Origin of the sequence: Congregibacter sp. (assembly GCF_047617445.1) — a bacterium.
Taxonomy (GTDB): Bacteria; Pseudomonadota; Gammaproteobacteria; order Pseudomonadales; family Halieaceae; genus Congregibacter.
Genome location: NZ_JBLGBE010000004.1, coordinates 26,821 through 41,777 on the forward strand (window position 1 = coordinate 26,821; position 14,957 = coordinate 41,777).

A 14,957-nucleotide genomic window follows, 5' to 3' on the forward strand; every position below is an offset into this window, starting at 1 on the left:
CACGTTGAGAACGCATCCATAGTAATTTAACAAAAACGCCGAACATTTTAGCTGCTCCCCTGCGTATTAAGAACGATGGTAATCTGCTTGCGCACATAAATTAGCGGCCGGCATGTAACACCAATACCTGTTCATTTTATCGCCCCCTTACAGCGGATCGACCGTGCCGTGGCGATTGCTGCTGACATCATCGCAGGTATCGGCATTACCTGACGAGGGGCAAAAGCTTCCCGAACTCCGTGAAATGATGCGCAAGAACCCATGGGACCCCAGTACAGTGTTTGATTGGGCGCTGATCGCAAGTACCTGGCACCAGTACTGGGACAGCAGTACACCGTTCCTTATAAAAAAGTCGATGTAACCTTTTCGAAACCTGAGCGGGGGCCGAGGCAGTCGTCCCTGAACCCGTTAAGCTGCTTCTCGTTTTCAGTCAAGTGATCACTTTAGGGGCAGCCTTGACCGCATTATCCGCGCGGAGTCACAGATCTTGAACCCTGCCCTTTTGTCTCTAGGAGCGATCGCTCAAAATCTCGGCCGCGCCGCTGGTCGCCACTCAATTTCTTTAACTATGTCGTAGCAGTTGGCACTCGCTACGCGCTGTGCGGCGCCTTCGACCGCACAGCCTTCCAGCATGGCTAGATCGAGCAGCTTCAGGAATGCCTCACTGATCTACAGGCGCATTTAATGGGCCTCGAAGAAGTCCGTTACCGCAGACGCTAAAAGGGGTATCGGAAGATAAAATCCACCATTGCCAACTTGTTTCGATGAATTAAGAAAAGCAAGTTGTTGATCAGCTATTGCGCACAGTGAAGCATGAAACAAATTGGTACGGTCAAAGTTAAGACATAAAACCTTGACCCCAGGAGCCCCAGCAACGCAGTTGTGTAAACCCGAGCCATCGTCACCCACAATTTGTCGTGCCTTGCTAAAAACACTCATTTGCTCCGCGATGCTCAGCGTTTCCGGATACACGACGGACCAACCTTTGAGCCTAAACCAGTTCTCGATCGCTTGCGAATTAACAAATTTTCTTGACGACCTTAACTTCGATCTAGAGATGTATAGCTTGTCAGAACGGTTTAGCGGTTGCCTATGCAACTCGCCAACAGACAGTTGACGCATCCGACTCCAGAGGCGCCTAGCTGTTGAGCTATCCAAAACACCGTGTGACTTTATGCAACTTGTCACGGTTAATTCTTTGCAGTGAACGGCACCATGTGAGTCAAGCAATTGTGGCCTCAAGTTCACACCAAAGCCCTCCATTAACGATTGCCCCCAAATCGGAACCCGTTGACTTATCAGGGAGCTCGCGTCACATGCCTCATCCAGCCGATGAATAACGTCAATCAGCCAATGTCCATAAGCGCTGAAGCCCGGTGAAGAGATGAGGTGGGCTGAGGTGGTCGCCGAAATAGTTTCCGCTGTTCGTAGACTCGCGTCGTCGATTTCCAAATACTTATTGTTCAGAATTCGGCCCAAACCACGCTGCTGTACAAAAAAGTTGAGATGCGCATCACGCCAACCAAGCTGATGCCCAATCCAACAAACATTTTTAGCAACATCCAAAATGAGTCCCGGCGTTCCAAGTAACACACAGTCTCTAAATACGTAATGACCAATCGCAGCCCCCTGCGCCGCCTCACGATGTTCAAACCAGCGAGACCATGCAAGCGTTGTTTCAGTATTTAAATCCATGCTAGCCGACCGTGAGGCGCCGCATTGGAGAGTGCGGTGCAGTTGAAAGGTAACGTTATCGTTCAGGAAATACTCGCTCCCAGCCGAAGCCGACTCTACAAATGTCCTTGGGAGCGAGTTTTCGATATTCCTGACCTCAAACTTCATTGAGCCTCCGTACCTGCTTTAGATGATGTTAGGTCGCAACATTTATCAAACGCTCGGCAAACTGCCGGACCGCTTCTGTATTCAACTCGGGTGCGCATTTTTGGTTGCTCATATTGATTTCTCCTATACTCGAGAATAGATCGGAGATGTGAACCGAACAGGGGTAAATCCATCCTCATCGAAGTGGTAGCTCTGGTCTTGGGGAACGGTTAGGCTAGCTAATGGTGTCTTTCCGAGCTAGCCTTCAATAACTTTAGGTCAATTTTCGCTTAGCGAACCAAGTGGACTCACTCAAACTTCCTTACAGAGCAGAAATTGACGGCTTACGAGCTGTAGCTGTCATTAGTGTCATTCTTTATCACGCCCAAATAACCCTTTTTGGGCGTGATTGGTTTGAAGGGGGTTTCATTGGCGTAGATGTATTCTTTGTCATTAGTGGATACCTGATCACTCGCATCATACTGCTGGAACTCCAGACAAAAAATACTTTCAGCCCCTTAAATTTCTATGAACGAAGAGCGCGACGAATATTGCCGGCACTCTTCCTAGTCATATTTGCATCTATTCCTTACGCTTGGCAGAGGCTACTGCCCTCTGACTTTGTTGAATACGCAGACAGTATCATTGCTTCGCTGTTCTTCGGGTCTAACTTCTTTTTTTACTTTAGCACCACAGAATATGGGGCTGACAGTGCCTTACTGAAACCCTTTCTTCATACGTGGAGCTTAGGGGTGGAAGAGCAGTTCTACTTCATTTTTCCTGCCTTGGCCGTCGTCATATACAAGTATTTTAGAGCGCACTTTCTAACAATAATTTTAGTGCTCTCTCTTCTTAGTTTGCTGTTTGCCGAATTAATGGAGGCACGAAACTCAGAATTGAATTTCTTTCTACCACTGAGTCGCTTTTGGGAGTTGGGGGCGGGCTCAGTGCTTGCGTTTAAAGAACTGAACCACAAGCAAGCCGAAGGTACTTTCCTACAACGGCTTTTTCCGACGTTTGGTTTGTGCTTAGTTGCATACAGCATATTGTTTTTTGACGGTGAGACACCGCATCCAAGTTTTCACACAATCGTGCCAATTTTTGGTGTGGCACTGATAATAGGCTTTGCGTCTAAAGATGAGTTGGTAGGGACAATCTTAAGTAGCAAGCCCTTCGTGTGGATCGGCTTGATAAGCTATTCAGCCTATCTGTGGCACTTTCCAATATTCGCATTTTCCCGTATGGGCAAAGATCCGACGAATTACGATAAATTCGAATGGATTGTTCTCACCTTTGTTCTTTCGCTTGCCTCTTATTTTCTGATTGAAAAACCGTTCCGACGTCGGGCTATTGTTAGCTCGAAGTTGATGTGGCTTCTCCTTCTCCTATGCCTTATCTGCGCGGTTTCTTGTATGGGGTATGTAAAACTTTCTAAGGGTGTTTGGGATAGATTCAGTCTGGATCAGAGAGTCCTGATCAAGGGTTTTGACACTGCTGAATTTAGATCCTTTTCTCATCCCACGGGAGTCATGGGAACGATTTTGGACAAAAGAGTTGAATCTGAAAAATGCTATTTGCGCGATCCAAATGATGCATGTCGCTTTGGCGATGAGAAATTTATTTTTTTAGGCGATAGCTATGTTGCTCAGTATGAACGAGCGGTTTTTGCGCGGTTAAAAACCGTTGATATGGGCTTCATATCCTTAAGCTATGGACAATGCCCTTTTGTGTCAGAAGACATTTGGTTTGATGGAAGAGCTGAGTGCCCATATGTTAATGAGCAACGTCGGAAAGTAATTGAGGGATTCACAGACAGCAAAATTTTCTTGATCAGCGCAAACGACCAGCAGTTTGAGAACACCAGAAAGAGAACAAGTAACCCTGTAAAAGACGGATGGGAAGATTTCAGAGGGGGCGAAAGAGCTTCTTCGCAAATTGCCTGGAAATCGTATTTTCAAAATATTGAGTGGCTTGTGTCGAGGGGACATAAAGTAATTTTAGTCAGAAGCTTACCTCGTCCGACCTTGAATGCTCTCAAATGGCTCCCTCAAAACACTCGCTATATTTCGCAGCGAAATTTCCCCTACCTGCCTAATAAAGATAAGCCGTCAAAAATCTTGAGCTCCGATAACAACAAGTACCCGGAATTTATAGGCCCGGTAGTTGTTATTGATCCCGTAAATAGCCTGTGCGACCTGCGAAAAGACATTTGTTGGGATGTCATCCCAAATGGGCCAATTTACGATGGTGGTAGACACTTATCGTTCATTGGAGCTAATCTCGTGGCCAAAGACATTGTAGATGCTCTTGCGAAGTTTTAGCAGATAAGAGTTCACTAGGCTGTGGAGAGATGCCGATTCCCCCTCCTCAAGCGTCTCATTGAAGCGACGAATGGTCTCCAGATAGCGATCGGACTGGGCGTCAATGTCCCGAACGCCGGCGGCATAGGTTTCGTAGTACAAAAACACCCTCGTAATTGTTAAAGGTCGTCCCTGATTGTCTATCTCGAAGTGGATACCGTTATCGAATACATCTTTCAAATCAGCAGGTACGCGAGCACCGAGTCTACCTTTCCCCTGTATCTGGCAGCTGACCCAGGTGTCCTCGTTGAGTCTTACACGAAGCTCCGCCGGACCCAGTCCTAGCCAACGTAAGAATTCGATCTCCAGCATAAGCTCCTTCGTGGGGTGATTCCGTTGTACCCAGGTAACCCGAGGCTCTATACGCTGCGTCACGCGCCCCTGGCGTCTGAGGCGCAGGCCCCCGGATAAACGAAAGCGTGCATTTTTAGCTTTCGCCCAACCACGCCCCCCGGCTAAAAAAGCCGCGTTGTAGAGCATATTCATCCGATAGTCACGGCTCGCCCAGAGTCCGTAACCGCCGCTGTATTGCTTCAGTAGCGGCCCGGCCAGTTGCAGAAAATCGTCTATTTGATCCTCAGCGATGTGCGCATGGCTGCCCAGGTACTTCTGTGTGTTATCGATAAAGTTAAACTGCTCTACCACCTGTCCCGGAAAAGCCCCATCCTGGCTGGTCGATTCCAGCATATGACGGAGCAATACCTCAGCCTCCTGTGCATCGAGCTCCTCTCCAACATTCTCTGCTCCCATAAAGGGTGCCCAGTAGCTGAATCGGTGGGGCTCCCAGTCAAGAAAGGCATTGTTATCCCGCCAGTCGATACCGTCGGCCGTGGGCACTGGGTCCTTGTCCACCCGATACTCCACACCCAACTGCGGCCAATGCGTACGTGCACGTTCAAACATCGCTGTCATACGGGCATTCGCAAACGCCAGATAGTGAGCATGTTCGGGGCTATTTTTGGGTGGGATACAGTTCTGCTCCTCTACCCCCTGCTCTTCAAGGTAGTGCAGGTACCCCGAAGCGCTCGCCGCGGCAGTGTTGGCATCGCCGGTCTGCTCCTGCCAAACACGAAACGCGTGCCAAAGCTCTTCCCAGGAGATAAAACCGCCCACACAGCAGGCGTATTCCCCGGCAATACTCGCGATCCGGGAAAAGTAATCAAGCCAGGCCTGCTCAATCGCGGGTTCGGTCAAAAGTGCCTGCGCCCAGCGAAACCCGTTGAGCGTTGGTTTTTGCATCACCTGATGTGTGTACGCCACACGCAGCAGCACGGCAAGTCCGGCGCGTTGAGATTCATAAAGAACCAGACGCAACTGAGCTTCATAAAATACGTCGTACGCTACGGGCTTCTGGCTGCACTGAAAGCTGCGCCAGGGCACCACCACAATGATGGTGTTAAAGCCATCCTTGCGCAGCATAGCCAATTCCTGACGCACAGTAGATCGGCGCATGACCTGCAGCGAATCCAATGGCCAACCATCCGAAAAATAGTGCGCGGCAATCAGGAATTCGGGCCGCTCAAAGCGTTTCCAAAATGCCCACTTTCTCAGTGACAAGCTATGACTCCCCGAGCTTCATGCACCGGGCGTCTAGCTCGTCGAGAAGCACGTCACTCTCTTTCAAACCTTGCCAGTCCGACTCGAAGCGCCGACAAGCCAGCTCATAAAGTGCAATGTCGAGGCTATTTGCATCTCTTACTGACTGTAGTAGAGGGCCCAGTTCATCTTCGACGGCAGCCCGGCGCTCATCAGAACTACGCTGATCACTGCTGTCGCGCACATTTTGTCGCCGGAAAGACAGATCCAGTTCTGGAAAGTCCTGCTTCAATGCCTGCTCAAACATCACCACGCTCTCGCGATAGCGATCGACCATACCAATGGCGGGCAAGTCATCCAGCAGTGCTACAGCACGGTCAAACTGAGTACCGTCACCGTAGCCCGGATACATCCCCGACAGCATGCGAACCTGATAATTTCGAACAACGGGGCCGGTACCTTTCTCGAGGCGCCAACTCACGTAACTTTGCAGGTCTCCGTCACGGGCTTTGCGAGTACCCGGATGATCTACATCCTGACGGCGTTCAAACTCATAAACCGACAGAATGCGCTCAATGGGGTTGCGCAAGATCACCAGCGGAATGAGTCGTTGTCCGGCAACGTCAGGCAGTGGAAACGGTAACCAGTGACTAGACAGCGCCTGCAGCTGAGGATTGCTTTGGAGAAAATCTGCGAGATACCCAGGATTACCGCGCATATTAGCGTCATCCCGATGATCGCAGAACCGATCTCCAAAACTGCGCTCAAGACTCCAGTCCAGCGTGGTTCCAGCGTTCTTAAACAGGTGGGCGTGCGAAAGCACTGGCTTGGTACCGTTGGTGGCTGTCATCGTAACCCTATACGTTGGAGTACAGAGCCAGCTTTCGTGCGCTTACAACGCTTTTGAAATTTCGATAAACGCTGGTCAAAGTCATCAATTTTGGCAATAGCCTCGTCCAGTTTCTGATTCGCCTGCCGGTAAAGGGCCAGATCGTAACTATTGCGACTCAAAACCTCCGCGGCCAGATCTCCAAGCTTGTCCAGAGTGTTATGGACGCGAGCGGCAATAGGCTTGTCCGAGGCCTTTTCCTGGCTGACGTTCTGGCTGACGTTCTGGCGAACATAGGCTAAATCAATGTCAGGAAAGTAAGGCCTAAGATACTTCTCGAAAACGACCATACTCTCGTCGTAGCGATCAACCACACCTACACAGTCCAGAAACTCAAGATGATGCAAAGCCCTTTGCAACCAATCCGCGGGTGCTGTGGATTTCACGTGCCGGGTATGGAACCCAGCGATGTAGCTAGTCTGGTAATCACGGATAGTTCTAGGAACATCCTCCTGCATACGCCAGGCAACGTACTGCCTGAAGTCTTTCTCTTTAGCTGCTATCGCACCGGGAGTGTCTGCATCTTGTTTTCGCTCAAAAGCGTAGACGGACTGTATCCGCTCTATTGGATGGCGAAGAAAATACGCCGGATGAAAAGTCACGTCTTTAGGCTGAGGAAGTGGGTAGCATAAATGGTGGCTTGAGAGAGCCCGCAAATCCGGGTTGCCAGAAACAACCGTTGCCAGGTGCTTGGCTCGTTGCTGACGCATTGCATGATTATCCCGATGATCCAAAAAGTCATCGCTGAAGCTCCTGCCCAAGCTCCAGTCAAAGGTGCTCCCAGCATTCTTAAATATATGACCATGCAGGATGATGTGGCGCATTCATTGAGTCCAGGCACAAATTCTGTTTCGGGATAAAGAAGGACCCGGCGGATAAGCTGAGGTCCATCATGTCAGACATCGGATGAAGTCCTGTTGAACTAAACCGGCGACTGATACACTCCGATTTTACGATAATAGACATGCCAAGCGATACCGTCACCCCATGCGCAAGCTACTACTTCATATTGGCAGGCACAAAACGGGCACCACATCGATCCAGAGCTTTTTGCAACAAAATCGCGCTGATCTTCTGGCAAGGTATTGCTACTTCATACCACAATCAGGCCGCATTAAAGACGGGCATGCCGCACTGGCCCACCCACTCCAACCGCGTAATGCCGATGCACGTAAAGACATCGAGGATCCTCGGTTGATTCAAACCTTCGTGGAGCTCAAGGAGGAACTTGTTCCTCAGAACCTGAACAGTACGGTAGTAATCAGCTCCGAAGGATTTCAAAACTGCAAACCTGGCCTGGTTAGAGAGGCATTTTCTGACTACGACGTGCGAGTTGTGGTGTATTTAAGAAATCAGCTCGACTACCTTGCCTCCTCATATGCCCAACGTGTTCAAGCAACGTCGTACACAGGAACCCTGCAGGACTTTTACGATGATGTATATCTAAAGGGTAGTAACTACGCGCGCTTTCTACAGGGCTGGAACGATGAATTTCCGAATGAGTTTCTGGTGCGGCGTTATTCTTCCCACGACATCGTCAACGACTTCCTCGAACACGCGCTAAAGTTGCCTGGTGGCGCATTGACAGTCAGCGCCGGACGAAGAAATCCTTCGCTAAACAGCGTAATCACTCAATTCAAGCTCGAGCTCAACCGCAGGCAGCCTAAAGAGGCTCCGCCACAATTGCTGATTTACCCTCTTTTACCAAAGCTTAATGAACAGTTTCCCGACCCCAAGTTAACTCTGCCACGGGAGATTGCGCGACATCTTGTGGAACAGTGTCGAGACTCAGACAACGCGGTCGCCGCGACCTATTTCGGAGGGGCCCCACTCTTTGACTACACAGACTATGCTTGCGGCGATGCGGTGAGAATGGATGATGCACTGTTTAATGATATCTACGAGGCATTGATTGCACTGGCCAAAACAACTGAGGCAGAGACTTCGTAAAATGCGGGTTACTCATACCCTCTTCAGACGCCGGACCAACAGGCAGCTATGCTGATATCTATACACATGCCTAAAACGGCAGGCTCGAGCTTTCAGGCAACGCTTGCGGCGCATTATGGCGACGCGCTGCTGCTGCGCTATCAGGACCAGCCCTTGCATCGAAGTGCCTGGTCCCGAAATTTTGACGCCAGCGTGGACTGTCTGCGTAATAGGGGCTACAAGGTCACAAAGATCAACGCAGACTGCATCCACGGACACTTCCTGCCGCTGCGCTACCGATTTAGTGAGGCTGATGCCCCTCTTCAGTTTGTGACCTGGCTTAGAGAACCGGTGCAGCGCTTGCTGTCGCACTACAACTACTGGTTAAGAAGCTACCAACCGGGGCAGTCAGGATTGTTGCATCAGCGCATGATCGAAGAAAAATGGACGCTAGAGCAGTTTGCGCTGTGTAAAGAAATACGAAACCTCTACAGCATCTTTCTCTGGGGCTTCCCGCTTTCTAAGTTCGACTTTATCGGCATCACCGAGGACTACGACAACGAACTTGAGCAATTTGGCCAGCGGATACTCCATGCTCCGACCGTACCCGAAGAACACAACAGGAACCCGGAGCAAACAGACATGGAATACGCCGTCAGTAAGACGCTACGCAGGGACATCGAAAAAGCTCACGCGGCAGATATGAGGCTGTATCACCAAGCACTGACTATGCGAGACCAGCGGGCAATCAACTCGACAATCAATTGACCTTAGCTACTGCTCGCGTTGCGGCTTGGATCAAACTGCGCCACGTAATCCAAAGAAGTTTTGGATTCTATGGCCAGCGTCTCGACCTGAGGCTCCAAGGCATAACCCAGATAACGTATGTTGTCGCCCCACTCCCGATCTATAAAGGCCAGATCGTCACTGTTCAGCCACGCACGCCACTCGCCAAACCCGCGAGACCGGGCCACGCGTGTGTATTCTTCGGGCACCTCGGCGTCACCCTGCAATTCAAGCCCCGTGTAGTGGCTTAATGCCGACAAGGATTTCCCTTGCAGCAAGTCTTCGTAGCACAACATAAATGGCGCGAACCGCGTCTCGTACTCGCGCTGAATGGCGTGCAAGCGCTTGAACACCGCAATAGGGCCGCGGCCAACCAACTTGGACAGGGTGTTGTAGAGTTCGATGGTTGACACAGTGGATGGCGACGCCACCTTGGCCTCTAGCGCTTGCCGGGCAGAGTTGTAGGCTTGTGCATCCCCGCTGACCTGAAAGTCGTAAAAGAGATATAGAAGCATGCTGATAAATTGATCCCGAGGATCCCGGTAAATCAGCACATGACTATCAAAACGCTCCAGCGATGCGTTCTCCTTAGTCACCCGTCCTATGAGGACCTTTGTCAGCGTAGATCCATCCTGATTCACAATAGCTTCAAGCGCTTGATCTGTATCCGGCTCAAAATACGTCGACAGGCTTTCGGGAGACTGATCCAAAGCCTCTTTGAGCTGGCTAAACAATCGTGTTGTGCCGGACTTTGCCAGTCCTGCGATCAAATAATGCATTTATCCCTCCGAGACAGCATGTAACCAACGCCGCTTGAGACCAAGCGCTGGTTTTTCCAAAAAGTGCCAGGACAACATTGCAAGTGTAGCTACCACAACGGTCGCTATCGCCGTATTAAAGTACGGGCCCTCATCGGGAAACAGCAATACAAGCGTTTGCTGAATAGGCCAGGCGTAAATATAGATACCGTAGGACGGATCCCCCAGCCAACGATCTATGTCGAGATACACACTGCGGTAAGCGATGAAAAATATCAGATAGATAAAAGCCGGGGGAAACACATAAGGAAACCAAGGCTCTCCAAGTGCCGCATACGCAAGACAAACGGCAACAATCGCCAAAGGCAGACTGAGAGGAATTGAATCACGGTTTAAATAAACCCCGACGCCAAGCAGAAAATACACACAGGGCTCGGCCCAACGAGGGACTCGACCTACCAAAGGAACGTCAGTGAAGTAGTTGATAGAGAAAAGCAGCAAGGCAAGGCCTGCCAAATTCGCTAGCGTACGCCAGCGCAGAAGGCCTGTAGCACCGGCGACCATTAGAAGAATGTAGCAGGACAGCTCTACCGGTAGGGTCCACAGCGAGCCATTCACACCGGACCTTGGGAGAGTCTGGAAAACCCCGGGCAAATCAAAGCTCATTGGGAACAGTGCGGTGGCATTCCAAAGATAATTCCACGTTCGTGGATGAGCAAAGTAAGCAGACTGCTCCATTGTCGTCAGCGAGGAACCTAGCAACACGATGGTGAGTAAAACGCAGACAATAAGCGCCGGATAGATGCGCAAAATGCGGGATATGCAGTAATCGATCATACCGCGTCGCACGAAGCTCGCGGCCACGAGATAACCACTGATGGCAAAAAAACCGCTTACCGCAACTTCACCTAGCCAGGTGGATTTCTCAAAAAATTCGCTCAGTGGGTTCAACTTTCCATAACCAGTAATCGGAAAGCTGTGTCCAAACAGCACACACCACGCAAACAGAATTCTTAGCGCCGTGAAATTATTCTGTCGATTACCGTCGTAATCACCCAGCATAGGCACTGCATCGGCAGTAACACTTGTCACTGTCCCATACCCGCCGGATAACCAAGCTTTGGAATATCCGCGCGGAGTACGTCTGCCGCGCTATCCCTATCAAAGTACGTCTGGAGCCACCGCGCATGGCAGTCCAGTTTCTCAGTCTTGGATTCCTGGTCGAGGAGCAAAGCGATGAGTCGATCGGCGATTGATGTTGCAGTATTTTCAATCCACATCACTGAATCGCTGTCAGGAATGCCTTCAACCCCTATGTCTGTGGTCACCATCGGCACATGATTGGCGATGGCCTCAATGATCTTGCCCTTAATTCCCGCGCCATAACGTAAGGGGACAACCACCGCACCAACACGACGGTACAGTGCGTTCAGGGCCTCATCACTAACGTAGCCATGGACCTGCACAGCATCACTGTCCAGGGCGGACACTTCCGTCGGCGGATTCGATCCCACAAGATGTAGTTTGGCATTCGGAACTGCCTCCAGGATCCTAGGCAGTATCTCACTCACCAACCAAAGGGCTGCATCGACATTGGGCGCGTGATTGTAGCCACCCACAAAAAGCAGCTCAGCCGGTGCCAAAGGGGCATACACCGGAAGCTCTTCAATGTGCATCGTATAAAGGGGAATGCGGCGCAACTTGGCGGCGGGCACAGGTTCCGACAGCGCTTCAATTTCCACCTCTGAGAAGTAGTACACCCGATCTGCTCGCTCACACACGGCTAACTCGCGTTTACGCCATGATTCAGAGTCGCGACGCAGACTGTCGTCATCCTTTAATGCAGCCTCACGGGCGATACGAATGTAATGGAGGTCATGCCCGAAAAAACTGATGGTAGGTCGGGGAGACATTCGCTCAAGATCAGGGAGCATTTGCTCCGCAATATGCGGTCGATGAAGAAAAACCTCATCGATGTAAGGAGCGTGCTCTGCAAGCCACTGGTCCAGATGCCGCGCAATACTTTCCCCCACCAAAACCTCCACACCCATAGCCTGCAGCGCTTTTGTGTAGGGCTGATGCGGGAAAAAGTTTGCCCCCATAAGTTGGACACGACATCCCAGCGCCAAAAGAAGCTGAATGTACATATAGGTGGAGCGCCCGCCCGCATCTTTATCATGATGGGGAACATAGTGATCAATCACCAGAACGCAGGTTTTCTTAGCTGAACGGTCTCGAGCGTGCACGACATGCTGTGCATTGGGAAAATGGTGAGCAGTCAGCTCCTCCTGCCATTTGTCCCGAAACACCGCTTGGTTTACCACCTGATGCTGCTTCACTCCGGCGTTCAGGTCAGTACCATTACTAACTCCCTCAAAGTGGTAGATCACACTCTCGGGTTGGTAGACCACCCGGTAACCCGCGGCGCGCGCCGAAAAACAGATATCCGCGTCTTCATAATACGCTGGAGCAAAACGCTCATCGAAGCCTCCCAGCTCTATCCAAAGATCACGCCGAATCGCCAGACAGGCGCCAGATACATAATCGACATCACGGCGGTAGTTATAGGCGGGCTTGTCACGATCATCACCACGACCAAAATTCCAACCCGAAGCATCGTCCCAGATAATGCCTCCTGCCTCTTGCAGGATTCCATCAGCGAACAACAGCTTGGGGCCGGTGACGCCGACTTCCGAGTCATCGAATGGTTCAAGCAGTGATGTCAGCCAACCCTCGGTTACCGCCGTGTCGTTGTTAAGAAAAACAAGGTACTGACCGCGAGCGTGCCCCGCGGCCTGATTACAGTTTTTGAGGAAACGAAGGTTCTCTTGGGTGGTGGACACGTGAACACCGTGCATACGCTGTGCAATCGTGACGGTAAGATCGTCAGACGAATCATCGGCAATGATTAGCTCATAATCAACATCCCGGGAAAAGCGATGTACCGACTCGAGGCAATTGATGGTTACCCGGTAGTCGTTGTAGACGGGAACCACGATAGAAACCATCGGTGAGTCCGATACGGGAAAATCAAGTTCCAGGACATCGAGATCAGCGCTCAGACTGGTGGGATCAAAGGCAGCAGCTGCAGTTTCAGAATCGGGAAACCGTGCGTTGATCCAAATCGCAAGATCTTCCGAGGAACTACCAAAAAATACCGAGGACGCACGACGTAAACGAGCCCAGCTAAAGCTCTTAACAGAGCCCGCGGGATTTTGTCGCACATAACGAAGCACATTATGGGCCATCGCAAGTTTTGTCGGTCGGCGAGCCGGTTTTTCTATCCCGAATTCATCAAAATGGATATGTGCCTGTTCAAGCAAATCTTCGTAAGCGCTGTTTTGCCCTCTTCGACCTGTAAGCAAACGATAGACTTTGCGTGTATAGCGCTGCAGGCGCGCCATGGTAGAGAGCTCGAAGGACAGCAGGGTTCTGTGCGACTCCGTAACTAAAGAGAAAAGATACTCGGTCTTATCCTGTAGTGATTGCAGCTCTGCTTCCTGGGATTCCTGCTTGGCCGCCTGTTCACGCAACGTCTCACCCCGTTGGTTAAACTCCACATGCAAGTTATCGTGCAATGACAACAAATTGGCATGGTCGTCGATGAGCTTGGCATGGGCGCCCACCTCATTTTTGTGGGCAAGCGCGAGTTTGTCGTGGTCATTAGTCACGCTAGCGAGGGCCGCTGCGGCCTGCGCGTGAACCCTTTGCTCATTCTCATGCGCCGCAGCAAGCGCGTCGTGATCACTGCTAAGGCCCTCCAACGTCTGCGCCGCTTGCGCGTGAAGCTTTTGCTCCTGCTTGTGTGCTGAAGCTAAGTCGCCGTGCTCCCGAAGCAGCTTTTCCAGAGTCGCCGCTGCTTGCGCATGAAGTTTCTGTTCATCCTCATGAGCAATAACAAGCGCCGCATGTTCGCGTTCTCGTTGATTGAGGGCCTCCAAGGCTCTATCACGATCGACCAGGCGCTCTTGCGCTAGTGCAATCGCTTCCTCCCGTTCATTGGCAGTCTCGACCAAACGGGCCAGTGGTTCAAAGGCGTTCGCAAGATCGTGCGTGCGCGCAAAAAGCAATGACTCAGGATCGAGCTTGGGTTGGTGCGTCGCATGACCACTGCACAGAGCAACCCAATGTTCGTGTAGTGCTTTTTGAGATTCGCTCAGGAGATTCCAGTCGGGATCATCCGAAACTGCGTCAAAATGGCGGAGCTCTGCTCGATACAGCGACTTAGCTTTATCCGGGTCACAGTGAAAACCCTTGCTCGCTAACTGCTCCATAAGTATCGAGAGGCTAGTCTCGCCGGCTGCAATTTGATCGTAGCTCACGCTCAAACTGACCGGAGTCAGCAAGGCCAAGGCACGGCGGTTGTAGATCTCCCACAAATCCAGCCCGAATTGAATAGGGAAACTGTTACGACGCGCCAAGGAACGCGCTACGGCTAAGGGTGATCGATAAACAAATAAGACAGTCGATGTGTGCGCCAAAGGCTCCCACAGCTGCCAAGTCAGGCACAGCCGTGGGTCTTTAAGAAGGTATTGTCCCGCAGGAGAGTCTGCAGACAGATGCGCTAGTAACCGCGACTGCTCTTTGGACATCTCCGCATCAGCAGGAACCACAAGCGGCGGCGAATACCATGCTCCCTGAGCATTTCCAATCAGGGCATCGTTAAGCTCAACGAGACGCCTACTCTCGTAGAAGCCCTCGGGGTTATCAGACTGTGCCGATAGAAGTTCCCCTTCAGGTCCGGCACTGATACCCGCGGCCGCGCAAGCATGAGCAACCAGGGAGGTACCCGAACGGTGCATGCCTATAATTGCCAATGCTTTCAATGTTCTTTTTCGCTAACTAAAGCGTGCATTGCAACGTATCCGTAGGGCCTTG

The 14,957-nt window shown here is 51.1% G+C and carries 10 protein-coding genes; 3 read left to right on the forward strand and 7 right to left on the reverse strand.

Going from position 1 to position 14,957, the window contains the following annotated elements; all coding sequences use genetic code 11:
* Window positions 1-681: 681 nt before the first annotated feature.
* Window positions 682-1,842 carry a glycosyltransferase family 61 protein gene (locus tag ACI9KD_RS02240; protein ID WP_414979518.1) on the reverse strand — a complete coding sequence of 387 codons (1,161 nt, stop codon included), beginning with the start codon at window positions 1,840-1,842 and terminating at the stop codon, window positions 682-684.
* Between the two features lie 281 nt (window positions 1,843-2,123).
* On the opposite strand from ACI9KD_RS02240, the gene ACI9KD_RS02245 reads away from it, so the two are divergent.
* Window positions 2,124-4,142: an acyltransferase family protein gene (locus ACI9KD_RS02245; RefSeq protein ID WP_414979519.1), complete on the forward strand. Its 2,019-nt coding sequence runs from the start codon at window positions 2,124-2,126 to the stop codon at window positions 4,140-4,142.
* Here ACI9KD_RS02245 and ACI9KD_RS02250 read toward each other — a convergent pair.
* Genes ACI9KD_RS02250 through ACI9KD_RS02260 form a run of 3 tightly spaced genes read right to left on the reverse strand, consistent with a single transcriptional unit; the run spans window position 4,080 to window position 7,430 of the window.
* On the reverse strand, window positions 4,080-5,738 hold the full coding sequence (locus ACI9KD_RS02250; protein WP_414979520.1) for a hypothetical protein: 1,659 nt from the start codon (window positions 5,736-5,738) through the stop codon (window positions 4,080-4,082). The two genes, ACI9KD_RS02245 and ACI9KD_RS02250, sit on opposite strands and share 63 nt — an antisense overlap.
* Before the next feature lies 1 nt (window position 5,739).
* A complete protein-coding gene (locus ACI9KD_RS02255) occupies window positions 5,740-6,567 on the reverse strand; it encodes a hypothetical protein (protein WP_414979521.1) in 828 nt (275 codons plus the stop codon).
* Window positions 6,564-7,430: a hypothetical protein gene (locus ACI9KD_RS02260; protein ID WP_414979522.1), complete on the reverse strand. Its 867-nt coding sequence runs from the start codon at window positions 7,428-7,430 to the stop codon at window positions 6,564-6,566. The genes ACI9KD_RS02255 and ACI9KD_RS02260 overlap by 4 nt, the downstream gene beginning before the upstream one ends.
* A gap of 163 nt (window positions 7,431-7,593) precedes the next feature.
* Here ACI9KD_RS02260 and ACI9KD_RS02265 point away from each other — a divergent pair, with 163 nt between their 5' ends.
* The gene (locus tag ACI9KD_RS02265) at window positions 7,594-8,556 is read left to right on the forward strand and encodes a hypothetical protein (protein WP_414979523.1); all 963 of its coding nucleotides are present in this window, start codon (window positions 7,594-7,596) and stop codon (window positions 8,554-8,556) included.
* A 48-nt stretch (window positions 8,557-8,604) separates the two neighbouring features.
* Complete coding sequence (locus tag ACI9KD_RS02270; RefSeq protein ID WP_414979524.1) at window positions 8,605-9,303, forward strand: hypothetical protein; 699 nt, start codon at window positions 8,605-8,607, stop codon at window positions 9,301-9,303.
* A 2-nt stretch (window positions 9,304-9,305) separates the two neighbouring features.
* On the opposite strand, the gene ACI9KD_RS02275 is transcribed toward ACI9KD_RS02270, so the two are convergent.
* From ACI9KD_RS02275 to ACI9KD_RS02285, 3 genes are read right to left on the reverse strand one after another with little or no spacing between them, the layout of a single operon-like run.
* Window positions 9,306-10,100: a hypothetical protein gene (locus ACI9KD_RS02275; protein ID WP_414979525.1), complete on the reverse strand. Its 795-nt coding sequence runs from the start codon at window positions 10,098-10,100 to the stop codon at window positions 9,306-9,308.
* Window positions 10,101-11,171, reverse strand: coding sequence for an acyltransferase family protein (locus ACI9KD_RS02280; protein WP_414979526.1), 1,071 nt, complete (start codon window positions 11,169-11,171; stop codon window positions 10,101-10,103).
* Complete coding sequence (locus tag ACI9KD_RS02285; protein ID WP_414979527.1) at window positions 11,168-14,881, reverse strand: glycosyltransferase; 3,714 nt, start codon at window positions 14,879-14,881, stop codon at window positions 11,168-11,170. Before ACI9KD_RS02285 ends, ACI9KD_RS02280 begins: the two co-directional genes overlap by 4 nt.
* Between the last annotated feature and the right edge of the window lie 76 nt (window positions 14,882-14,957).

Excerpts from the sequence above, each read along its gene's own strand:
- ACI9KD_RS02240 (WP_414979518.1), bottom strand. The coding sequence starts at position 1,842 with ATGAAGTTTGAGGTCAGGAATATCGAAAACTCGCTCCCAAGGACATTT.
- ACI9KD_RS02255 (WP_414979521.1), bottom strand. The coding sequence starts at position 6,567 with ATGACAGCCACCAACGGTACCAAGCCAGTGCTTTCGCACGCCCACCTG.
- ACI9KD_RS02260 (WP_414979522.1), bottom strand. The coding sequence starts at position 7,430 with ATGCGCCACATCATCCTGCATGGTCATATATTTAAGAATGCTGGGAGC.
- ACI9KD_RS02265 (WP_414979523.1), top strand. The coding sequence starts at position 7,594 with ATGCGCAAGCTACTACTTCATATTGGCAGGCACAAAACGGGCACCACA.
- ACI9KD_RS02270 (WP_414979524.1), top strand. The coding sequence starts at position 8,605 with ATGCTGATATCTATACACATGCCTAAAACGGCAGGCTCGAGCTTTCAG.
- ACI9KD_RS02275 (WP_414979525.1), bottom strand. The coding sequence starts at position 10,100 with ATGCATTATTTGATCGCAGGACTGGCAAAGTCCGGCACAACACGATTG.
- ACI9KD_RS02285 (WP_414979527.1), bottom strand. The coding sequence starts at position 14,881 with ATGCACCGTTCGGGTACCTCCCTGGTTGCTCATGCTTGCGCGGCCGCG.